The 22,027-nt window shown below is 39.4% G+C and carries 21 protein-coding genes; 2 read left to right on the forward strand and 19 right to left on the reverse strand.

Annotated features, from left to right (window positions below; translation table 11 throughout):
• Positions 1–220: 220 nt before the first annotated feature.
• From dagF to IGL86_RS11490, 16 genes are all read right to left on the reverse strand, one after another.
• Positions 221–964, reverse strand: coding sequence for a 2-dehydro-3-deoxy-phosphogluconate aldolase (dagF, locus tag IGL86_RS11415; RefSeq protein ID WP_002361094.1), 744 nt, complete (start codon positions 962–964; stop codon positions 221–223).
• Between the two features lie 3 nt (positions 965–967).
• The gene (locus tag IGL86_RS11420; RefSeq protein ID WP_430605607.1) at positions 968–2,071 is read right to left on the reverse strand and encodes a DgaE family pyridoxal phosphate-dependent ammonia lyase; all 1,104 of its coding nucleotides are present in this window, start codon (positions 2,069–2,071) and stop codon (positions 968–970) included.
• Between the two features lie 11 nt (positions 2,072–2,082).
• Positions 2,083–2,934, reverse strand: coding sequence for a PTS system mannose/fructose/sorbose family transporter subunit IID (locus IGL86_RS11425; protein WP_002359140.1), 852 nt, complete (start codon positions 2,932–2,934; stop codon positions 2,083–2,085).
• Complete coding sequence (locus tag IGL86_RS11430) at positions 2,934–3,683, reverse strand: PTS mannose/fructose/sorbose/N-acetylgalactosamine transporter subunit IIC (RefSeq protein ID WP_033625579.1); 750 nt, start codon at positions 3,681–3,683, stop codon at positions 2,934–2,936. The genes IGL86_RS11425 and IGL86_RS11430 overlap by 1 nt, the downstream gene beginning before the upstream one ends.
• A gap of 23 nt (positions 3,684–3,706) precedes the next feature.
• Entirely contained in the window at positions 3,707–4,201 is a 495-nt protein-coding gene (locus IGL86_RS11435; RefSeq protein ID WP_002355078.1) for a PTS system mannose/fructose/N-acetylgalactosamine-transporter subunit IIB, read from the reverse strand.
• Positions 4,202–4,220: 19 nt separating this feature from the next.
• Entirely contained in the window at positions 4,221–4,622 is a 402-nt protein-coding gene (locus IGL86_RS11440; RefSeq protein ID WP_002365282.1) for a PTS sugar transporter subunit IIA, read from the reverse strand.
• 71 nt (positions 4,623–4,693) lie between these two features.
• A complete protein-coding gene (locus IGL86_RS11445) occupies positions 4,694–7,507 on the reverse strand; it encodes a sigma 54-interacting transcriptional regulator (RefSeq protein ID WP_033625578.1) in 2,814 nt (937 codons plus the stop codon).
• Positions 7,508–7,628: 121 nt separating this feature from the next.
• Positions 7,629–8,156, reverse strand: coding sequence for a histidine phosphatase family protein (locus tag IGL86_RS11450; protein ID WP_002359138.1), 528 nt, complete (start codon positions 8,154–8,156; stop codon positions 7,629–7,631).
• A 65-nt stretch (positions 8,157–8,221) separates the two neighbouring features.
• Complete coding sequence (locus tag IGL86_RS11455) at positions 8,222–9,670, reverse strand: amidase (protein WP_085443308.1); 1,449 nt, start codon at positions 9,668–9,670, stop codon at positions 8,222–8,224.
• Between the two features lie 96 nt (positions 9,671–9,766).
• The gene (locus IGL86_RS11460; protein WP_033625282.1) at positions 9,767–10,432 is read right to left on the reverse strand and encodes a helix-turn-helix domain-containing protein; all 666 of its coding nucleotides are present in this window, start codon (positions 10,430–10,432) and stop codon (positions 9,767–9,769) included.
• Between the two features lie 379 nt (positions 10,433–10,811).
• Positions 10,812–12,020: an ABC transporter permease gene (locus IGL86_RS11465; RefSeq protein ID WP_033625280.1), complete on the reverse strand. Its 1,209-nt coding sequence runs from the start codon at positions 12,018–12,020 to the stop codon at positions 10,812–10,814.
• Positions 12,017–12,691, reverse strand: a complete 675-nt coding sequence (locus tag IGL86_RS11470) for an ABC transporter ATP-binding protein (RefSeq protein WP_002367351.1) — start codon at positions 12,689–12,691, stop codon at positions 12,017–12,019. The genes IGL86_RS11465 and IGL86_RS11470 overlap by 4 nt, the downstream gene beginning before the upstream one ends.
• The gene (locus IGL86_RS11475) at positions 12,684–13,850 is read right to left on the reverse strand and encodes an efflux RND transporter periplasmic adaptor subunit (protein WP_002361088.1); all 1,167 of its coding nucleotides are present in this window, start codon (positions 13,848–13,850) and stop codon (positions 12,684–12,686) included. Before IGL86_RS11475 ends, IGL86_RS11470 begins: the two co-directional genes overlap by 8 nt.
• Before the next feature lie 171 nt (positions 13,851–14,021).
• Positions 14,022–14,321, reverse strand: a complete 300-nt coding sequence (locus IGL86_RS11480) for a rhodanese-like domain-containing protein (protein WP_002355066.1) — start codon at positions 14,319–14,321, stop codon at positions 14,022–14,024.
• Positions 14,314–15,963 carry an FAD-dependent oxidoreductase gene (locus IGL86_RS11485; protein ID WP_033625278.1) on the reverse strand — a complete coding sequence of 550 codons (1,650 nt, stop codon included), beginning with the start codon at positions 15,961–15,963 and terminating at the stop codon, positions 14,314–14,316. Before IGL86_RS11485 ends, IGL86_RS11480 begins: the two co-directional genes overlap by 8 nt.
• Positions 15,964–16,278, reverse strand: coding sequence for a rhodanese-like domain-containing protein (locus IGL86_RS11490; RefSeq protein ID WP_252671583.1), 315 nt, complete (start codon positions 16,276–16,278; stop codon positions 15,964–15,966).
• Between the two features lie 168 nt (positions 16,279–16,446).
• Between IGL86_RS11490 and IGL86_RS11495 the strand changes: the two genes are divergently transcribed.
• Positions 16,447–16,707, forward strand: a complete 261-nt coding sequence (locus IGL86_RS11495; protein ID WP_002355063.1) for a metal-sensitive transcriptional regulator — start codon at positions 16,447–16,449, stop codon at positions 16,705–16,707.
• Between the two features lie 45 nt (positions 16,708–16,752).
• Here IGL86_RS11495 and IGL86_RS11500 read toward each other — a convergent pair whose 3' ends face one another.
• The gene (locus IGL86_RS11500; RefSeq protein ID WP_002368361.1) at positions 16,753–18,012 is read right to left on the reverse strand and encodes an MFS transporter; all 1,260 of its coding nucleotides are present in this window, start codon (positions 18,010–18,012) and stop codon (positions 16,753–16,755) included.
• 97 nt (positions 18,013–18,109) lie between these two features.
• Entirely contained in the window at positions 18,110–19,318 is a 1,209-nt protein-coding gene (locus tag IGL86_RS11505) for a pyridoxal-phosphate-dependent aminotransferase family protein (protein ID WP_033625276.1), read from the reverse strand.
• Positions 19,319–19,489: 171 nt separating this feature from the next.
• On the opposite strand from IGL86_RS11505, the gene IGL86_RS11510 reads away from it, so the two are divergent.
• A complete protein-coding gene (locus tag IGL86_RS11510; RefSeq protein WP_033625274.1) occupies positions 19,490–21,115 on the forward strand; it encodes a PucR family transcriptional regulator in 1,626 nt (541 codons plus the stop codon).
• 117 nt (positions 21,116–21,232) lie between these two features.
• Here IGL86_RS11510 and allE read toward each other — a convergent pair whose 3' ends face one another.
• On the reverse strand, positions 21,233–22,018 hold the full coding sequence (gene allE / locus IGL86_RS11515) for a (S)-ureidoglycine aminohydrolase (protein WP_010707068.1): 786 nt from the start codon (positions 22,016–22,018) through the stop codon (positions 21,233–21,235).
• Positions 22,019–22,027: the final 9 nt, after the last annotated feature.

A 22,027-nucleotide genomic window follows, 5' to 3' on the forward strand; every position in this document is an offset into this window, starting at 1 on the left:
GAAACCTCTTTTAAAAGAGGTATTTAGTAATTGAGATGACTGACAGGTATCACTTTCTAAGCACACCAAATAAACCTTGCTTGGTTCACTGGTTATTCAACTTATCAATTAGATACCTACGACACTCACCAAAATACCCCACATTCATTTGTTGGTTTTTATTTATTCTCCACTTGAGAGTAGCAAATCTGGCGGAGAAAGTCAACTAAAGATTGGCCCTTTACTTATTCAATGTGTTTTTCATCATGGTTAGTAACGTTTTCACGTCTTCTGTTCTAGTGTCCCCTGTTTCTTGATCGATAATTGAGCTGTAAACATGAGGAATGATTTTTTTAACGCCGGCATCCACCGCAATTTGAACAATTTCTTCAAAGTTTTCTAAATCAATGCCCCCTGTTGGTTCTAAATAAAAGTCATACTTGGCACAAGCTGCTGCTACTGCTTGGTATTCTTCTTTGTGAGCCAAGCCTTTCATCGGGAAATATTTAATGGAACTGCCCCCCATGTCTTTCAACAATTTGATGGCGGTTTCGATAGGCACTTCCGCCGCTGGCGCACCAGAGCTTAACGGACCTGTCGCAATGTTGACATAGCCAACTTTGCCTGTGGGTGAAACCAAGCCATTAATCACTGTTTCGTCTTGACGAAGTAAGGCCCGCGAAGCGCCGACACCTGTGAAGACTTGGTTCACGTGTTGCGGTTGTAAAACTTCTGATAAGCGAGCCACCATTTGACTTTGATTTGGATCACCAGCTCCTAAACCGACAGATAAAGCGTTGTTGGTTGCTGCTTGGTATTTTTTCATATCGTCAATGGCTGCTTCATCGGTTTCATAGTTTTTTGAAAGGACGCCTAACACAACATGCCCTTCTGCTGCTTCATAACAGGCTTGGGCATTTTCTACTGAATTGGCTAAGACGTTTAAACAAATGCGTTCTTCTAAATAATTAGGTTTTAATGACATGGCTTATTTCTCCTTTGTCTCCATAATTTCTTGTAATCGTTGCACGATTTTGTTCATTTCTTCTTGATTGACAGAACGAATGTCAAATTCAATGATGCCATTGTTGGCTTGATATTCTCGCGTATAAATGGCTGGACTTTCTGCTTTTAATGCTTGGATGACTTCCTTAGCGGTTTTTCTGCCGTCCACTTTGACACTGGCGCGATAAATATCTCGGCCAGCGCCATCTTGGACGATTTTAGCGGTTAAATCTGACAGGTTGTTGATGGCTTCAACAAACGGTTTTAAGCGCTCTTGCATCGAAGCCCCTGATTCACTGCCATGTGCCAAGTATTCTTCCACTGCTTGCGTAAAGCCCAGGATATTGTCTTTGCCAATTTTCATTGCTCGACCAATGCCTTTGCCTTGTAGGCGCACCCAGTCAATGTATTCTTTTTTCCCGACCACTAAACCAGCACTTGGCCCTTCAATGGCTTTGGCGCCGCTGTAAATCACCAAATCAGCACCTGCTTCGGTGTATTTGAAAAGATCTTCTTCTGCTGCCGCGTCAACAATTAGCGGCACCTTGTGGCGTTGCGCCACTTTGGCCGCTTCGGCCACCGTCAGCATACTTTTTTGCACGGTATGATGGCTTTTGATGTATAGAATGGCCGCTGTTTTTTCGGAAATCATCATTTCCACGTGTTCTGGACTGCACATGTTGGCGTAGCCAGCTTCCACCACTTGGCCGCCGCCTTGCGCTACCATGACTTCTACAGGCGTGCCATAGTCCACATTGTGCCCTTTAGGTAAAACAATCTCTCGCTGTTCAATTTTTTCTGTATAGGGATGATATGCGTGGTACAAGCTGCCTTTTCCAATCAGGGCAGCCACCGATTGGGCAATCCCCGCCGAAGCCGAGGAAACGATTTGGGCATCTTCTACCTTCAACAAGTTGGCTAAAAAGGCCCCTGTTTGCACACTAAGTTCACTCATTTCAAAGAAATGTTCGCCGCCGAATCGTTGCGCTGCTAGGACTGCCTCCGAAACTTTGGAGACACCTAGAATGGTCATTTTCCCAGAAGCATTAATGACTTCTTTTAAGTGGAATTTTTCGTAACTATTCATTATTTTCTCCTTTATAACAAACCAAAGAATGAAGTGACCAAACTAACTAAGACAATCGTGCCGATAATGATACCGTAACGTGGGCCTTTTTTTACCATGAAGAAATAAATAGCCATGACTGCTGCTAAAGGAAGCAACCCTTTCATAATTTGATCTAGGATATCTTGTAAAACAATCGTGGCACCGCCAGTAACTTTAAACGTCATCGGGCTAGCAATTTTAACATAACTCGCACTTAAAGCGCCCATCATCATCATTCCTAAAACATTTGCTGAATAAATGACTTGCTTAATTTTGCCGTCTTTTAACAAACTTAAGATTGAATTACGCCCTAATGTATAGGACTTATTCACTAACGTCCAACTGATGTATAACGTAATGGCTGTGTACAGAACCAACGGACCGATACTTCCAATCACGTTACCTCCTTTAGCCATTGGAATAAAAATGGAAATGATTAACGGCATTAATGCTGCCCAAATAATTGAATCGCCAATCCCAGCCAGCGGACCCATCAGCCCAGTTTTAATCGATGTGATCGCCGTATCAGAGATCGCTGCGCCATTGGATTTTTCTTCCTCCATAGCAATTGCAATCCCTTGAATTGAAGCCCCTACTGTTCCTTCAGTATTAAAAAAATTCAAATGACGTTTCAGAGCTTCTCTTTGTTGTTCTTCATCGTCTGCGTAAAGTTTTTTAATTGCAGGAATCATCGATGCACAAAAAACTAAACTTTGAAGACGTTCATAAGAATTTGATAATTCACAGCCTAGTTGATAAATCCAAAAGGCTTTGGATAATTCTTTTTTAGTAATTTTTTTCTGTTCCAATTGTTGTTCATTTGCTTGTGTCATTTGTTCCATTATGCTGCCTCCTCACTCAATGCCTTGTTTCTAACTAAAAAGGCAATACAGATTCCTAAAATAGCGACGGCCATAACTTCTGCGCCAAAATATACTACTGCAACAAAACCGATTAAAAAATAAGGAATCAAATTTTTCTTGCCAATTACCATAATTGTTAAGGCGAATCCTAACGCTGGTAAAATACCACCCATTACTTCAAAGCCGTGCATCAACCATGCTGGGATAACTTCTAAGACTTTATTCACCACGGATTGACCAAAAAAGTTCGCCGCAAAAACCAAAGGAAAGCGAATTAAAAATCCCGCTAAAGCTGGATAAACAAACGCAGCTCGGTAAATCCCCCCATAATTTAACTCTTCTGCATATTTATCAGCCATATGCACCCACGTCGCATTGATGGTCCGCCGTAATTGATCCATAAAGACGCCTAACACACCAAAAGGAACAGCTAGTGCAACAGCCGCCTCGGCATTCATTCCCACACCTAAAGCAATTGGAATCGCAATTGCTGAAGCTAAAGCCGGATCACTAGGCACATTGCCACCCGGTGTGGAGGTGACTCCGAGATAAACAAGTTGAATCCCCGCCCCCACAACCATTGCTTCACTAAGTTTTCCTGTTGCTGAACCAGCCACCAACGCTGCGCCTAATGGCTGAGACAGCATGCCTGAAAATGTGTACCCAAAACGCAAACGTGCAAACCAATAATAAAGTCCCATAATAATTGAAACACCTAAAACGCCCATATGATTCTCTCCTTTTTCTCTGATTATAGTGATTGATATTTTTCAATTAATTTTTGAATTGGTAGGGGATTTTCTTCGGGAATCGCTTGGAAGAAAACATGGATGCCCTTCGTTAAAAGTTCAGTCAAAATTGCAACATCTTCTTCAGATAAATTGATATTTTTTAAAACATTTTTCCGATTTGGTCCGCCACCTAAGCCACCAACTTGAATCTCCTCTTTAATAATTTCTTGGTCCACCATCGCTTTTAAGGTCGTTAAATCTGGCACTAAAAATAACACCTTTTTCTCTTCCTTTTCTTGCGATTCCCAATATTCTTTGGCACTTTCAATCCCTTTAATTACTACAGAAACCCCTGGAGGCGCCGCCATTAAATAAATACTTTGTAAAAATTCATCTTGCTCTAGTTCATCACTCACTACCAAAATTTCATTTGCACCTGATTGTTGTAACCATTTAGTCACTACTTGTCCATGGATTAAACGGCTATCGACTCTTGTTAATACGATTTTTGACATTCTGTTCACCTGTACTTTCTTATTTTGGAATTTCTAAAATTTGACAACTGTCTACTGCTGCTTGTTGAATCATTTCTGCGTCTTGTAAACGAAACCCAGGACCACTTTGTTTCATGACGGATTCTAATAATAACGATGTGCATAATCCGGACACAATCAGGAGGTCATAATCTTTTGATAAACGTAATGCAACGTTACTAGGTGTGCCGCCTTTAACATCTGTTAAAATTAGCAACTGGTTGTGCCACGTTAACTGGTCAATTTTTTCTGTGACTCGTTCTAAATAATCCCCCAGTGAATCCTCTGCTTGTAATGCTACTTCATGTACATTTGTGACTTCTCCAACAATCATCTGGACGCTTTTGACTAATTCCAAGCCCCAACCATTGTGTGTTAAAAGTAAAATTGGTTCATTTTCCATAAACAAACTCCTTTGCTAATTAATCATTTTATTAAAAGCAATAAGTGTGCCAACTTTCATTTCCGTTTGAATTAAGCCTTTTCAAAGAGCAATTCATAAATATAGCGCACTTCCAAAGGTGGAATCAACAGATTATAGGACACTTCAAGCGGTCGAAACGCCATTTTTATGACAGATACTGCTTCTGGCAACTCTCGGTATGACACTTCATAAGCTGTCGGGTCATATTCTGGATTCAACAATTGCCGTTCTAACATACAGGCACAATGAATGATAAAACGAAGTAAAATCTTTTCGTTACTTTTTATTTTGGTTTGCAAGCAAATGTCTGAATAAATCTTAGCTAATTCGATTGAAATGGTTGTCGGATTCAAAACCGTTAGTAAGTCTGTAATAGCTTCGATTGATAATCCTTGAATATATTTAGCTGAAACTTTTTTTAGTAACTCTTGGTTTTGTTTTTCTTCTAAATGATGGCCTAATAATTCGAAAACTAGCTGAATGCCCCGCTTCGATAGTAAATCTTGTAAAGAAATAAACGGAATATCTGGCACTTCTGTCTTTACGGTGCCAATGATGCCAACGATTTTCTCTTCTTTCCGAATAAAAGAATGCAAGCGATCAATGTCTTCCACTTCTCTTTTCTCTAAAGTAATGATGCGTACATTCGTTAGTAATTCATTGGGAAAAGTTTTTAGTAACAACTGTTCAATTTTAATAGCAGTCCCCATGCCAGTTAGACAGGAAATAATGAGAACTTTTGCCTCGTTGAAGCGACCTTTACTGCAAATCAAGGCGCGATGATTTTTTTCTTTTAAGACTGGTAATAGATACTCAAACGCCGTCGATTCATAAATGACTTCTCGGGCCACTTCTAGCAATGTTAAGAGATTGATATTGCTAATTAGCAGCACTTCCATTTGAAACGTTTGACTGATAGCATTACCAAAGTAAACCAAGGAACCGATGTCCACCATTAAAATAATTTTTTTATACTGATTTTGCTTTACAATTGTACGGACTTTTTCTAATGTTTCTTCCACGGATTGATTAATCGGCATATCAACTGCACGCATGACCGTTGTTGAAAACAGAAGGTTGGTGTACTCAACCATACTGCTGGCCGTCGCGGTACCATGAGCAACGACGATAACGCCACAGTTTTCTTCAACTGAGTGCGCTCTTTTTTTAGCTGTGACTTTACGAATAAATAGATCAAAAAAGAGGATTTCCGTATCAGCAAAAGAAATCCCAAACAATGTTTGTAGAAAGTCCACCATGGTCTTAGCAGCTTGATACTGGGTTACTTTGCCAGAATAGATATTTTTGGTATCTGAATAAAATGTTTCATTCATTTGTGCAGAATAAAAAACAGCAGAATAAAGGTGGACAATTAAAATATTCTGGAAATCCTCTGTCAATTTTTCTTGGATTAATTGTTCAAAAAAGACAATGGCTTCTTGAATTTTTGGCTGCAATGTTTCGTCAATGGCCTCTAAGGCTAGCGGTTCTTGAGCAAAAATGTCCATATCATAAAGTTGCTCGACTTTGTTTTGCATGATTGCTAGCGCATCCTCTGTCGAAAGAGTTAATTTTTTCAAATCCGCATATTCTTTCAATAGAAAATTATAAAAACGATCATTTTTCAGACTTTCCGATTTGAGTAACTCTTGACTGCTTAAATAAAAATGGTTGTATTGAATCGTGAGGCCATCGTTAGGTATCCACTCATTAAAAGCCAGCAGACTTTCTACATCAGGTTGCTCTTTGACTGTCCCCTCGTTTGCTTCAATGCAAATAGTTTCCGTTAATTGATCGAATACTTCTAAATAGGCTTGTGCGCTCATAAATTGAATCGCCGCTTTCAATTCGCCAACGTTGGCTTCAAAATGAGTAAACGTTAATTGTTTCAACGCCTCATAACGAATATGGATATTCTTTTGAATCCGTTGACTTTCTTCTAAGAAAAAGGACAAAATCAATTGAATTTTTTCTTTCAAAGAGCGCTCGGCTAAAGCTGGAATGGCTAATGTCACAGGGATCCTTCTTAAAAACGTTTTCAAAAAATGTTGATTGACGGCTTCGGTTGTTGCAAAAATAAATTTTATCGATACATTTCTTTGTTTTTCGGCTTCACCCATCCGTGTAAAATACCCTTTATCCAAAACTGTAAACAATTTTTCTTGGCCTTCGCTCGTTAATCGATGGACTTCATCTAAAAATAAAAAACCGCCATCTGCCAACTCCACTAAACCTTTTTGGTCATTGACGGCACCAGTGAAACTGCCTTTTTTATAGCCAAACAGATGCGAAGTTAATAATTCTGGATTGTTGAAATATTCTGCACAATTAAAATAAATAAACGGGACTTCTTGGTTCATTTTAACTTGATAAAATTGGTGTAATTGTTCTGCAATTAAGGTTTTCCCCACCCCAGATTCTCCAGTAAGTAAAATATTCAAGCCATTAGGCGGATATAAAATAGCGGCTTTCAACTTCTTGATGGCGTCTGCTAAGCTCCCATCAAAACCAATTACGTTCGCAAATGGATTCATTTTCAGTAGCTGCTTTTTCTTATGTATCTGTTCTGCATGTTGATAAATGTCCTCTTGCAGCGAAGCGAGGGAATCGTAGCACGTGCTACTTTTAAAAAAAGGAAACTGTTCCTCTAAGTAGTCTTTATCAAAAAATAACACTGGTCTAGATTTAACTTTAACGACTTGGTCTTTTCTCACTAATTCTGAAAGCTCTTCACTAACAGCGGTTCGGGTATAGCCAGAGGTCTGACTTAATTGCGAAGCCGTTGCGGGCAACAAGGTTTCTTTGCTACTTGGATTTTGTACGTGAAACTGTTTTAACGCTTGATGAATATTATCAATTCTCATAGTCTTTTCCCCATTTCTTTTTTGATCCAAAAGTTAATTTATTATACATTAAAACGGAAGCGGTTTCTTATTTACCATAAAAAAAATCAAGTCTTTAACCAAAAGATTAAAGACTTGATTTTTATTCTCCGTATTGTACAAGTTGTGTATTTTCACAATGAAAGTCCAAGAAATCTTGGATTTTTTTACCATTGAAGTAGTTATCAATGACTCGCATGACCGCATTGTGGCAAACAAATAGGTAAGTTTCCTCTGAAGCCAAGGCTTCCTCAATCAGGGGATAAATTCGACCCGCGACATCTAGGACTGATTCCCCTTCTGGAAACGGCAAGGAAATCTCAGAACGATTTTCTTGGAAAGCCGTTGTTTCAATCGGTTCACCATCATAAATGCCAAAATTCATCTCAATTAAACGAGGTTCTGTTTCAATCGTCAATTGATTTCGTTCCGCAATTTTACGGGCTGTTTCTTGCGCCCGTTTTAAAGGGGACGCCAGTAAACGGTCGATTTGAATTCCTTGTTTGGCAATTTTTTCAGCTACCAATTCCGCTTGTTGATAGCCTTTTTCGGTCAATTGCGCTTCCGCATGACCACAAATTCTACGGGCCACATTATAATCTGTTTCACCATGTCTCACTACGTACAGCATTTTTCCACCTCAGTTTTTTGTCTTGTGTCTATTTTATCTGAAATTTGGTCACAATAACACCCTATTTAGCGGTAACTTTTTGGTAATTTAAATTTGCCTTCTTGCTCAAACTGTTCGCCTACTTGGAATAAGAGATCTTCACGTCCACGTGCAGCCAGCAATTGAATGCCTAAGGGTAACCCCGTTGCTGTCACATGTGTGGGCAAGCTGATGGCTGGTTGTCCTGTCAAGTTAGCTAGTTGAGTATACGGTGTTAGCTGTAAACTTTTATCAAAATAATCATAGATTAATTCAGCTAGCTCTGCTTCTGTTAATTCTGCTGCTTGCGCCATTCGTTGACGAATGTGCTCACTTTGCAAATCTTCGTTAATTTTTGGTGCTGAAAAAGCCGTTGTTGGGGATAAAAACAGATCAAATTTTTGAAAAAGTTCTTCCATCGTTACTGCTGCTTGATCCCACAACTGTAATGAATGAACATAGGTGGCTGCTGGAATCTTTTGGCCAAATTGATGCATGGTCCATGAAAAAGGTTCGATTTCTTCTTTACGAATTGGGCGCCCGAGCCCCTGTTGAATGCTATTCATCATCGCTGTAGTTTCTGCGCCGTTCATTTGATAATAGGAGCGAATCAGCGCTGCACCATCGACTGGATAAGGAATCTCAATGATTTCATGACCAGCTGCTGCCAGAAAATCAGCCGCTTGTTTCGCCGCTTGTGTTGCTTCTGGCGAAATCAGTGAGCCGATAGGCGAAGCGGTACACAGAGCAATTTTTAGCCGTTGTTTTTTAGGGTGTGTTTGCCATTCTGCCAAGGGCGCTTGGTAGGGGGCGCCACTGTGGCTACCACGTAGGCCATAAAATAATGCTTTGGTGTCTCTCATAGAAATAGTCAACGCAAAGTCAATCGAGGCACCTTGCCAGCCCCGCCAGCCTTCTGGGCCGACAGGCATGGAGCCACGGCTAGGTTTTAAGCCAATTAAGCCACTAAAAGAGGCGGGAATTCGGATGGAGCCACCGCCATCACTAGCGCCGACGATAGGTACAATCCCGCTAGCGACAACTGCGGCAGCGCCGCCACTGGAACCGCCTGGCGAATGTTCCAGGTTCCAAGGATTGCGGGCTGGCCCGTAAAGCGCAGGATCCGTAATATTTTTAAAGCCAAACTCTGGGGCGTTGGTTTGTCCTAAGGGCATCAAACCAATCGTTTCTGCTTGTTTGACAAAGTTAGAGGTCGTTGTTGCAGTACTATTTTTAAAAAGTTGCGAGCCGGCCGTTGCCGACCACCCCGCTTTTTCTTGGCCTAACATTTTCAAAGGAAATGGCAAACCAGCAAATAGTGTGTCCTGCTGTTTATTTTTTTGATAAGTTGCTTCTGCTTCTTGGCTGTCAAAGGTTACAAAGCCATTGATCTTTGGATTTAACTTTTGGACTTTTTTCTCAATATCCTTTAAGAGTTCTGTGTGACTTACTTTCTGTTCTTTTAATTGTTGTACCCAATATAGTCCGTCTTTCATACAGACCCACCTCCTATACTATTCCTTATTAGTATAGCATGGTTTTTAGGGGTCATCCTGTGATGGTGATTTTCATTCGTCAAGAGTTTCTTTATTTTAAGTAAATAATTCGCCAATGTAAGGAAGCAACTGCGGATGCAGTTTGTAGCCTTTATACCGTGTATTTTGGATACCTTGTTTTTTAAAGCCCCCTACTTGAATTTTTTTATTTAATTTTGTCAGCTGTTTGGTCATTTTTTTTCGATTATTGGCTGTTTCTTCTGTGTCATATATTAATTTACAAAGGCGTTCCATTGGTAAGTGTTCTTTTGGCGTACTATACAAGACAGCCAGTAGTGCACGTTCTGTGGCTGTTAGCTTTATTCCCTCTACATCTAACTTTTCATCTTCTCGTTGGATGGGTTTATTTAATTCTGCCAAAAGGAGATTTTCTCTTAATGTATCCAAAGTCGCATCCAATCGTAACCAATTGAGAATGCCATATTGATAGCTAATGCTCAATTCTTCCGAGGTAGGAATGTCTTCCGAGCGAAGAAACAACGGCGTTTTAACTCTGGCTAATTCCTTTAGATATAAATATTGTTCTTTGCGAGGAATCGTTTCGCTGAGAATGATTGCATCAAATTTTCGATAAAACAAATGACTTTCCTTAATTTCACCAATCAAACACGTCGTACAAAAAACTTGGTGATCTAAATGCTGTAAGTGGTTTTGAAAAGCAGTTTCTGATAAAATATTTTTTGTGATGACCATTATTTTCATTCTTGATTCCTCCTTAATTCTTTTTTAGTTCAAAATTTTCTCAATTTTCGTGTTTTGTTTTGATATATTTAGTATACTGGAATTTTTTCGAATTAAAATTTAGAAATTTACAAGCAAATCAGTCATTAACAGTCATTCCTATAATCCCTGATTTATAAAGGCTTTCTAATAGTCTTATTTAAAAAATATTTGTTATTTAATCCTCAACGTGCTATTTTTTCAATTTTTTTCTTTTTATTTAGCTGACAAACGTCAAAAGGTTGGTAGCTAATATCAACCTTTTGACGTTTGTCAGCTATTTTCTCTTGAAATCTTTGGATTTTTTTCTACTTTCACTAAAAAAAACAGCCAAAAGTGGCTGTTTTTTTGCTGTTTGTATTTATTTCATAATATCGATCAAGTCTTTTTTCGAAGCTGCCGAGGCAGGGAAATAGCTAAATACAACCCCGATAAAGACAGAAATCCCGATGGCTAATGAAACGGTCATTAAATCTGGACGAACAGAAAACGGTAGTGCCATTGATGCTAAGTAGGCAATAATCATTCCTAAAAGATAACCAGTAATTCCGCCGATTAAGGTCAAGGCAATTCCTTCTGTTAAGAATTGCTTTTTAATATCACTGGCTGTCCCGCCCAATGCACGTCGGATACCAATTTCCTTAATCCGTTCTGAAACCGAAATGTACATCATATTCATAACGCCGACCCCAGCAATTACCAGTGAAATGGCCGCAATTGCGGAAATAAACAAGGTTAAATTATTTAATAAAGAGCCCATTTCTTTGATGGTATCTTTAACATTATATTCTTGATACGTCCCGCTGTTTTTCATGGTTCCTTGTTGAGAGAGAGTTTTTATTGTTTCTTTCAATACTTGATCTGGTTGATAGCCAGGTGCTACTGTTAGCTTCAACGTAGATGTATCTTTTAGCTTGCCGAAATAATGTTCATAGGTCTTTTTGGGAAAATAAAGCAATGAGTCATCATTACCTGGACCAATGGCACCGCTGGTATTGGTTGTCACGCCAACAATGGTAAAAAGTTGATCTTTATACGGAAAAGTTCGATTAACTGCTGCAGTTGGGTCTTGGTAGAGTTCTTTGGCAACCAGTTCATCCACCACCACTGTTTTATCCAGTTTTGCATTGTCTCCATCATTCAGTTGGCGTCCCGCCAACAATTCTTTGGTGGTTTTGTCGGCAAGTTCATAGGTTACAGAAAGATTTTTCGGTCCTGCTTGAAAATTCAGTGTACCTTTTTGGGCGCCATCAACTTCTCTTTGATCAAAATCAATTTTTTCTACGCCAGGAATCATGCGCACGACCCCTAAATCATTGTCAGTAAACATCGCTTGGTCACTAAACATATCCGAAGTGTTGTAGGCCGAAAAAGAAATCTTTTTCACATTTTCTTTTTGTTTTTCAGCAGATAATTTATCGACCATGTCTTCTTTAAAGCCGTTACCGATAGCCACGATGGTAATCACCGAAGCGATCCCGATGACAATCCCTAGCATCGTTAACAAGCTGCGTCGCTTATTTTTCAAAATGGAACGGAAGGCGGTTTTCCAAATAATTGAACGTTTCATGTCAGCACCTCCTCTAAAATCTTTCCATCACGAACTTTAATCAAACGATTGCAGTATTCAATTGTTTCTTCATCATGTGTCACTAAAATAATGGTGACACCTTCATTGTTTAATTGCTGAAAGAGCGTTAAAATTTCTTCCGATGTTTTACTATCTAAAGCCCCAGTTGGTTCATCTGCAATAATAAAACTTGGCCGATTGACAATCGCACGCGCAATAGCCACACGTTGTTGTTGTCCGCCCGAAAGCTGTTTTGGATGCTTCTTGCCTTTATCTGGCAAGCCGACTTTTGTCAGAACTTCGTGGACACGATCTTTGGCTTCTTTTGGGGTTAACCCACTATATAAAAGAGGTAATTCAATGTTTTCTTCAACTGTTAGTGTTTCAATTAAACTAAAATTCTGAAAGACAAAGCCGACTGCTTCATTTCTAATTCGGGATAGTTCCTTATCAGAAAAGTCGCCAATTTCACGGTCTTCAAATAAATACGTTCCTTCAAACTTTTTATCAATAAAGCCTAGCAAATTAATCAAAGTCGATTTCCCAGAACCAGAAGGACCCATAATCGCTAAAAATTCTCCAGCGTCTACTTGGAGGTTAATATCATCTAACACATGCAGTGTTTCTTCTTCGGAATAATAATATTTATGAATATGGGATAGCTTAATCATTGGCAGCTACCTGAACATCTTGATTATCTTTTAATTCTTTATTGGGATTGGCAATCACTTGGTCTTTCCAATTCAAGCCACTTTTGACAACTTTACGACCTAAATTTGTTTCTGTTTCAATCGGTGTTTTTTTCGCTTTGCCCGCTTTGTAAACATAGACAAATTCTTTTTCGCCTTCTTTTTGGATTGCTGCTGTCGGTATAATCATTTGCTTTTGTGGCACAGCGATACTAGTAGACAAGCCTTCTGCCCAAGGAAAATCACCTTCTACTGTAAATTGATAACTCACTACTGGATTGCCTTCATTTTTAGCTATTGGGGTTTGCGCAATGGAAACAATTTTGCCTGGCGCTGATTTGCCTGAACCAACGGTCGTCACTGTTACTTCTTCCCCTGTCTGTAATTTATCGTAATCATATTCGGTTACTTTTCCTTGAATATTTTTCTTTTGTGTTGCAATTTTAATGACTGGTTTGTCGGTACTACTCATGGCACTAGCATCGACAGTGACTTGGCCATCAATTGGTGCTGTAACGACTGTGTTAACTTTGCCACGTGTTTGTTCAAGCGTGTTTGCTGCTCCGACGGCATCACTGTTGGCTAATTGAAGGGCTTGATTAGCTTGGGCGACTTCACTATTCGCAGCACTAACGGCTTCATTCAATTGCTGAATTTCCGCATTTAGTGTTTCTTTCTCTTCAGCCTCTTTTGCGGTGTTTAATTTTTGCTTGGCTGCAGCAACTTTGTTTAACGCTTCATTGTATTTTTGAGTGGCTAAGTTAACGTTCTCTTGTGCTTGTTGAACTTGAAGATTGTTCCGATTAACGGCATTCGCTTGTTCTGTTTCTGTGGCTTGGATGTCTGAGTTATTGTACGTTAACAATGGACTATCTTTCTTGACTTCTTTACCATTTTCAACATTTATTTCGGCAATTTTTCCTAAAGAAGGATCAAAGAAAATATCCCGAGTATCTAGAAAACTCACTTGACCATCTAATTTTAATGAGGCCATTTCTGTAATGGTATACGTTGTGTATTCAGGTTCAACTTCTTTTGAAGAAAAAACTGTTTTTGCTCCGATAAATCCGACGACGACCACTGCGGCACCAATACCGAACCACACTTTTTTATTTCGCTTCTTCTGGCCTGACTTTTTCATTTATTTGTTCCTCCTTGATTTCTGTTGACGAGTTTGTCATTTTATTTAGTATATAATGAATAAAAAAACTGGTCCCTTCATCTTCCTATCATTCCTCTTACAGTTTTGACACATCTTTATCTAACAAAAAAACGTTTATCCTGTGTAAAAGGATAAACGTTTTTTGTTATTTTATTGTTCTAATTGACCCAACCAGCCAGATGTACCACCTAGAACATTGGTTACTTGATACCCTTGTTGACTGAGAAACGCACACGCTTGTGCGGAGCGCGATCCCATTTGACAAATCAGATAATAGGGTTGGTTTTTATCTAATTGCTGATAATTTTCGGTTAAAGTACTTAAAGGTAAGTTGATGGCCTGGGGGACATGCCCCAGTTGGTATTCCATTTCTTCTCGTACATCAATAATCGGTAATTTTTTTCGTTTTGCTTCCTGATAAAATTCAGGCATGCCAATCGTGTTATACATTTTCTAGTTCCTCCGGTTTTACCATTCGATATAGCGCAAAAGCACCATCTAAATTTTTGGCTGAGATGCCTGCTTGTTTTAGCATCCGTTCTGCAATATAACTACGCAAACCGCTGTGACAACTAACAATGTACTCCGTTGACTTGTCTAATTCCTCCAAACGTTCTCTTAACTCATTTAAAGGAATAGAGACAGCATTTTTAAATTGACCATTGGCTCGTTCGGCGGGATTACGGACATCTAATAAAACAGCCCCCTTAGCTAATTCGTTGGATAACTCATGCCATTGAACGTTTTCACTCAATCCTTCTACAAGGTTCATCGCTGCATAACCTAACATGTTCACGGGATCTTTCGCTGAACCAAACGGCGGCGCATAGGTAAACTCTAATTCAGGCAAATCAAAAATAGTTAACTGTCCTTTAATAGCGGTCGCAAGAATATCAATCCGCTTATCTACGCCCTTGGCCCCAATTCCTTGTGCGCCATAAATTTCCCCTGTCGTAGGGTGGAAAACTAATTTTAACTGAAGATCTGTTGCGCCAGGATAATACCCCGCATGGTCTTTTCCACTGATATGCACAACAGCTGTTGTTAGTCCAGCAGCTTTAGCAGCCCGTTCGCTTAAACCAGTTGAAGCAGCGGTTAAATCAAAGACTCGCACAATGGCGGTCCCAATGCTTCCTTGATTTTTTCTCTCTAACCCAGCAATCACATCCGCTACTTGACGTCCTTGGCGATTGGCAGGAGAAGCTAAAGAAATCAGCGCATCTTCTTGAGTGATTTGTTGTTTCACTACAATAGCATCCCCAACCGCATAAATATCGGGTTGATTCGTTTGATAGCGTTCATCAACAACAATACCGCCACGTAAACCAGTTGCTACACCTGCTTCAACTGCTAAGGTATTTTCTGGTTGGACCCCCACCGACAAAATGGTTAAATCAGAAGCTAATGTTTGACCGTCTTCTAAGCGAATCACTTGCCCTTCTTCTTCAAAAGCAACCGCAGATTGTCCCGTAATTACTTGAACATTGTTTTTGCTTAATTCAGCTTTGACAAAAGCGGCCATTTCTTCGTCTAATGGCGGTAAAACATGAGGCGCTTTTTCCACGAGAGTGACTTCTAATCCGCTTTTTTGCAAGTTTTCTGCCATTTCCAAGCCAATGAAGCCTGCGCCAATCACGACGGCTCGTTTTGTTTCTGGTGTCAAGGCTGTCATAATTTGATCTAAATCAGGAACATTTCTTAATGAAAAAACATTTTTGGCTTCTGCCAATCCTGTAATTGGTGGCACAAAAGGTTTCGCCCCTGGTGATAAAATTAATTTGTCATAGTGTTCTGTTAAAATTTCTGTTTCATGTTTCACTGTGATCACTTTTTCTATTGGATCAATAGCCACCACTTCATGGTGAGGACGAACATCTAAATTAAACCGTGCCTTTAACGCTTCGGGTGTTTGAACAAGCAGTTGCTCTCTTTCTGCGATTTCGCCAGAAACGTAGTAAGGCAAACCACAGTTTGCAAATGAAACAAAAGGGCCTTTTTCCATGACAACAATTTCAGCATCTTCCATTAAGCGACGTAAACGTGTCGCTGCTGACATGCCACCAGCCACGCCTCCGATAATTACAATTTTCATTTATTTTCCTCCTTTAATTTGACCAAACCATTGGGACATCCCACCACGAACGTTAATCACGTGATAGTTTTTTCTCGCTAAAATTTTGGCCGCATTTTTGCTGCGCATGCCGGACTGGCAAATCACATAGACTTCGTTAGCGGATTTGTTGTAGGCGGGAATTTTGTTAAGTGGGACATTAATCGCTTGTGGAATATGCCCTGCGCGGTATTCGCTAGGTGTTCGGACATCTAATAACGTTATCTCTTTAGATAAACGTGACTGCAATTCCTTTGCTGAAATACTTGGCGTTTTTTTAAACAATTGAAATAACATCTTTTTCTCCTTCTCTTATATACCTTATGGGGTATATTTAACATGAAAAAGTTAGACTTGTCAACTGAAGAGATTTCTGCCATTTTTAGATTCAAAGAAAAGATAGTTGACAAAAATACCTCGTGTAGGTATATTTTAAACCAATCACTACTCTTAAGGAGGGGCAAAATGACTGAAGAAAAAAAGAAAGTGCTGAATCGTTTACGCCGCACAGAAGGCCAAATTCGCGGGATTCAAAAAATGATTGATGAAGAAAAAGAGTGTATCGATGTTATCACTCAGTTGAGTGCGGTCCGTTCTAGTATTGATCGCGTAATGGGGATGATTGTTGCGGAGAATTTAAAGCATTGCTTTGAAAATCCTGAAAAAGATCCTAAAGAACAAGAAGAGCGATTAGCACAAGCGATTAATATGATTGTCAAAAAGTAAAACAACGCAAACTTATTCAACGAAAGATAAGTTTGCGTTGTTTTTTTATTTATTAGACGAATCTGCCCCGCGTTTTTTTAAATTGACAAGCATAAAAAGAATCGTGCCAATTAGTAAAATCACGACGGCGATATAAAAGCCCATGACTTTCGAACCCGTTGTGTCTGAAATTTTCCCAGTCAAAGCTGGGGCGATCACAGATGACATCATGCCGAAAAAGTTAAACACGCCCAAAGTAGTGCCAATTCCAATTTTTGGTGCATTTTCACCTAGCCAAGAAATAATAATCGGTTCTACAGCTAATTTTCCTAAGAACCCATACATAATTAAAGCAATTAATAACAACGTCGCATTACTTACTTGTACAGTTAACAAGAGCATGGCTGTTGCTAAAAATTCTAAAACAACGATGAATTGAACTTTTTTATGCATGTACTTATCCGCCAACCGACTAAAAAATAACGCTCCTGGAATAGAGGCAAATGCGACCAGCGAAGAGGATAATCCTATCGCCGCTCCTTGGAAACCACGTTCGGTACTTAAAAAATTAGGTAACCAAGTCACAATCATATAATATGCATAACAAGTGCCAAAATATAAAATATACGCAAATAGCATATGTGGCGCAAACAGTTTTTTAAAGGGCACTTTTTCTTTTACCGCTCCGTTATCTTTTTCATCAACAACGGTTGGCTGAATCAAGGCCATGTCTTCTTTATGATTGCGAATAATCACTTGAAAAGCCACTAACATACAAATAATCATAAAGGCGGAAATGTACATCATCACTTGCCAAGGCAATCCTTTTTGGGCAACTAAATAACTAGATAAAATCATCCCTAAACCTGAACCAACGGCTGAACCACTGTTGACAATAGCTGTTGCAAAACTTTTTTTGGCTTGAGGAATGTTTTGCGACGTCAACGAGTAAGCCGAGCCATAGAAAGAACCACATCCTAAGCCTGCCAATAAGCTACCTAAGTAAATTGTTCCAATCGTTTGGGCTTGGGCAATCAGTAATGCTGCCAGCGCAAACAAGATAAAGCCTGGAATTAATACACGTTTTTTCCCAATCTTGTCTACCAAGAAGCCTGCAGGAATCTGCATGACTACGTAACCGAGAAAATAAAAGCTAGAAATGGACCCTAGGGCCGTATCGGAAGCGTTACCATTTAGAGACGCACGAATTTGTGGATAAACGGGAGAAAGCGCGGAACGATAAATCCAGATTGTTACCCAGCCCATACATAGTAAAATAACGATTTTTTTCCAATAAGCCAACGAACTTTTTGTCTTGTCTGTCATTTTCTTTTCCTCCACCAATCATTTTTTTGGTTAACGTTTCACAAGGAACAAAAGCACTACGCTTTTTTACGTAGTGACCTTTGTCCTACCTTCTTTTTTAGTTTAAATACTCAGCCAATGCATGAGTACTACCGCTACCGCCTTCAAATTGATAGCCTTGGTGTTTCAGTACAGTCTCAAAGGCACTTAAGAAATGCAACACATTGTCTTCGCGACTGCTGTAACCCATATTACCGACCCGCCAAATTTTTCCTTTTAAATCACCGAAGGAAGAGGCAATTTCAACTTTAAAATGATCCAGTAATAAGCTCCGCACTTTTTCACCATCAATTCCTTCTGGAATGACCACAGGAATGACTGTTGGTGTTTTTGTGTCTAAATTCCCGAAAATTTCTAAGCCCATTTTTTGCAGACTTTCAACTAAAATACGATCGTTTTTCCGATGACGTGCGTAGACATTTTCCATGCCTTCTTGAAGTAACAAGCGCAGCCCTTCATGTAGCCCATAAATCATTGTAGTCGCTTCTGTATGGTGATTTAAGCGCTCTGGTCCCCAATATTTTTCTAATTGCGATAAATCCAAGTAGTTACTTTGAATGAACCGTTCATTCCGCGCATCCGCACCAAGTCCTAACTCTTTTTGGTAACGGCCCGCCAGATAATCGGCCACACGTTGGTTGTAAGTAATCAAAGAAAGGCCTGAAGGTACACTGACACATTTTTGAGTGCCTGCTACCGCAATATCAATCTTCCAATCATCGACCTTTGTTTCGACACCGCCGTAAGTCGCCACCATATCTACTACGAAGAAAATTTCATTTTCCCGACAAAAGGCGCCAATTTGATCCAGCGGTTGCATTTGTGCATTCGCCGTTTCGCCGTGGACCATCGCAACAATTTTTGGTTGATGTTCTTTAATCGCTTCAATCACCGTTGTTTGTTCAAACGGTGCGAGCCAGTCCTTTTCTAAATAAATGACTTCGGCCCGGGCGCGTTCGCAAATTTCACCTAATAAATAAGCAAACCGGCCATACGCAGGCACAAGCACTTTGTCACCTGGCTCAATCAATGCAAATAACCCCGCTTCTAAGCCTGAACGTGACGTGCCATCAATGGCAAAGGCTTGTTGATTCTTTGTGGCAAAAGGTACTTTAATCATTTCCCGAACTTCGTTCATAATCTGTAGAAATTCTGGATCAAATTGCCCTAAAATTGGTTGACCCATTTGACGAAGTACCGATGGATGGGCTTCGACTGGTCCCGGCGTCATGATTGTTCGCCGTACAAAATTTGGTTGTTGATACATAGTAATCCCTCACTTCATTTTTAATTCTTCTCTTTTATTATCTTTGGAAAAACCCAGAAATTCATTGTTCAATTTGCACTATTTTGACTTTGTTTTTTAGACATATTCAATAACTATCTTTTGTACTCCTTTTTATTCTTCGCTATACTATAAAAAAAGGAGGTTGTTGTGATGAAAATATTAGCTGAGGTCTTGGCTTTACCAAGATTTTCTGACTTACAATTATTATCGTCTCACTCAAACTTAACACAGCCCTTGGAAAGTGTAGAAATCACGGAAACACCTGATGTGGCTGATTTTATCCCTAAAAATGTCATGATTTTAACAACGGCAATGATTTATAAAGATGATCAAGAAAAATTGAAACCTTTTATTGACTCGCTAAAACAAGCAGAGTGTACGGCTTTAGGAATCAAAGTTGGGCGGTTCCTTGACGAAATTTCACCAGAAATTGTTGCCTATGCCAGTGCCGTTGATTTGCCCCTGATTAAAATTCCTAGCACACAGCCACTAGGCGGGTTGTTGCATGAAATTGTAGGCTATCTTCGTGATAGCAAAACCGAACAGATGTCTGTAGCATTTGACATACAAAAGCGTTTTTCAACATTATTAATGCAAGATGTTGATGCTACGCGCTTCATCGCTGAATTTGCGAAAATTTTAAATGCGCCAATTATTTTATTAAGTCCTTGGCAACAGGTGATTGCCCACTCGAATTATTTTTATGGCAATCAAAAATCGGCGGAGTTTTTTATCAAACAATTATCAAAAGACCACTTTCAACAATTGGCACAAGAAAAGAAAATCTTTCGTTTACAGGATGAGCGACAAGAAAACATTCAAGTAGCTGGCTTTCCAATTCGTGTGAACGATTATTTTCCCTATTATTTATTGGTCTTATCTCCTGAACAGATTCCTTATCCTATTTCTGAATTTGCCATTGATCAGGCCATTTTAGTTTTGACTTTTATGTTATTTAAAAACCAGAAAATTGCTGAATCTTTTGAGCATCTCAAAACAGACTTTTTGGACCGCTTGCTTGATACACATCAAGAAGCACTGAGTAAACATCAAAATTGGTTGGAACTTTGGAAAAATTATCGTTTAATCAACAGTGATTATTATCAATTAGCGATTGTCTACGGCGTGACTAAACCAGAAAATGAAACCCATATTCGTTATCAGCAAGCGGAAGGGCAACTAATTTTCCAATGGCTCAAAGAACAATTGCCGGAAATCCTGCCAGATGTCGCCTTGTTTAAATTAAAAAATCAAAATAAAAGTATCTTGATTTTTCAATCTAAGAAAAATGACCATTTGATGATTTTGCAAAACCTCGCTGAACGTTTGCAACAGGCTTTGCCTATTACCATTCGCTTTGCTTTAGGCAATGCTTATGAAAACCTAGAAGATTTGCCTAATTCTTATATTGAAGCTTCCTCGACATTAGAGGCTTCTTTACACGCTCAAAAACAAGCAACTGTGCAATTGTTCCATCCCAAAGGCCTAGCTGGACTTTTTGAAAAGATTGGCACTGAAGATGTTGAATACTTTTGCCAGCAACAATTGAAAGAGTTGGCCTATCCGACGGAACCGACGTTACAAGAATTACGAAAAACCTTGAAAGTTTTTTTAGATTTCAATTGCGAAATTACTAAAACGGCCAACGCTCTTTACCTTCACAGAAACACCATTAAATATCGCATGAATCAATGTGAAAAATTATTAGACACCTCTATTCAAGAGCCTGAGACGAGTTTACTCTTACGGGTAGCGCTAGAGCTTTCAGAAAAATAATTAACAGGAAAATAGCCGAATAAAAGTAACGTCTACCAAGAAAAAGGACTCTACCGTTCACCACTGCGTGTTCAAATCCTATTGTTCCGAGGTCATTACTTTACATTCGGCTTTTCGTTATAATTCTGGTTCACGATTGGCATCTTTGGAATAAACGTACATTAGCGGTTCTTTACGGCCAACCGCATAGGCTGCTTGTGGCACATAGGCACTCATGAAAATATAGTCCCCTTTTTCCACTGGATACCATTCATTGTCCAAATTGTACATCCCTTGGCCACTAATTAAATACGCACCATGCTCTTGGACATGCGTTTCAATATAGGCATGACTAGCGCCTGGTTCAAAAGATAAGATATGCATATTCATATCAAAGTCAAACTCTTTCGGCAATAAACTCCAAAGTAAAACGTCTGTCATTCCTTCATATTCTTCGGGGTGTTGGTCATGAATTGACCCAACCACTTTATAAGGTTGATGGCCCGCCAACGGCTGATAGCGTTTTTTATATAAGAAAACTTCTGTGTCCGCTTCCTGTGCGTTCGCTAAATACATTTTCATTTCAGGCGTAAAGTAGGCGTAGCCCCCGGCTTCAAGCTCATGGGTTTCTTGACCATCTGAAACGCGCAAACGACCGTCAATGACATAAACCAACGTTTGAATCCCGTCGCCACCAAAACCAGTTGTTTGTTGACCATTTTTATGAAACGTAGCAATGTAATCCACAAATGTCGCACCTAATTTAGGTGATCCCAAAATGGAAATATCGACATTTTCAAAACCAGGTACTGCATTTTGCACCAAACCATCATGGGGAATAATGGCGTAATTGTCTTTTTTTATCACAGCTCTTGATGTTAACAATTCTTTTTGGTAACCAACTCGATTATTTTTATAACCCATCACAATTCT

It is taken from the genome of Enterococcus sp. DIV0774 (genome assembly GCF_050539095.1).
GTDB lineage: Bacteria > Bacillota > Bacilli > Lactobacillales > Enterococcaceae > Enterococcus > Enterococcus faecalis.

Coding starts and splice junctions, on each gene's coding strand:
- dagF (WP_002361094.1), bottom strand. CDS start 964: ATGTCATTAAAACCTAATTATTTAGAAGAACGCATTTGTTTAAACGTC.
- IGL86_RS11420 (WP_430605607.1), bottom strand. CDS start 2,071: ATGAATAGTTACGAAAAATTCCACTTAAAAGAAGTCATTAATGCTTCT.
- IGL86_RS11425 (WP_002359140.1), bottom strand. CDS start 2,934: ATGGAACAAATGACACAAGCAAATGAACAACAATTGGAACAGAAAAAA.
- IGL86_RS11430 (WP_033625579.1), bottom strand. CDS start 3,683: ATGGGCGTTTTAGGTGTTTCAATTATTATGGGACTTTATTATTGGTTT.
- IGL86_RS11435 (WP_002355078.1), bottom strand. CDS start 4,201: ATGTCAAAAATCGTATTAACAAGAGTCGATAGCCGTTTAATCCATGGA.
- IGL86_RS11440 (WP_002365282.1), bottom strand. CDS start 4,622: ATGGAAAATGAACCAATTTTACTTTTAACACACAATGGTTGGGGCTTG.
- IGL86_RS11445 (WP_033625578.1), bottom strand. CDS start 7,507: ATGAGAATTGATAATATTCATCAAGCGTTAAAACAGTTTCACGTACAA.
- IGL86_RS11450 (WP_002359138.1), bottom strand. CDS start 8,156: ATGCTGTACGTAGTGAGACATGGTGAAACAGATTATAATGTGGCCCGT.
- IGL86_RS11455 (WP_085443308.1), bottom strand. CDS start 9,670: ATGAAAGACGGACTATATTGGGTACAACAATTAAAAGAACAGAAAGTA.
- IGL86_RS11460 (WP_033625282.1), bottom strand. CDS start 10,432: ATGAAAATAATGGTCATCACAAAAAATATTTTATCAGAAACTGCTTTT.
- IGL86_RS11465 (WP_033625280.1), bottom strand. CDS start 12,020: ATGAAACGTTCAATTATTTGGAAAACCGCCTTCCGTTCCATTTTGAAA.
- IGL86_RS11470 (WP_002367351.1), bottom strand. CDS start 12,691: ATGATTAAGCTATCCCATATTCATAAATATTATTATTCCGAAGAAGAA.
- IGL86_RS11475 (WP_002361088.1), bottom strand. CDS start 13,850: ATGAAAAAGTCAGGCCAGAAGAAGCGAAATAAAAAAGTGTGGTTCGGT.
- IGL86_RS11480 (WP_002355066.1), bottom strand. CDS start 14,321: ATGTATAACACGATTGGCATGCCTGAATTTTATCAGGAAGCAAAACGA.
- IGL86_RS11485 (WP_033625278.1), bottom strand. CDS start 15,963: ATGAAAATTGTAATTATCGGAGGCGTGGCTGGTGGCATGTCAGCAGCG.
- IGL86_RS11490 (WP_252671583.1), bottom strand. CDS start 16,278: ATGTTATTTCAATTGTTTAAAAAAACGCCAAGTATTTCAGCAAAGGAA.
- IGL86_RS11495 (WP_002355063.1), top strand. CDS start 16,447: ATGACTGAAGAAAAAAAGAAAGTGCTGAATCGTTTACGCCGCACAGAA.
- IGL86_RS11500 (WP_002368361.1), bottom strand. CDS start 18,012: ATGACAGACAAGACAAAAAGTTCGTTGGCTTATTGGAAAAAAATCGTT.
- IGL86_RS11505 (WP_033625276.1), bottom strand. CDS start 19,318: ATGTATCAACAACCAAATTTTGTACGGCGAACAATCATGACGCCGGGA.
- IGL86_RS11510 (WP_033625274.1), top strand. CDS start 19,490: ATGAAAATATTAGCTGAGGTCTTGGCTTTACCAAGATTTTCTGACTTA.
- allE (WP_010707068.1), bottom strand. CDS start 22,018: ATGGGTTATAAAAATAATCGAGTTGGTTACCAAAAAGAATTGTTAACA.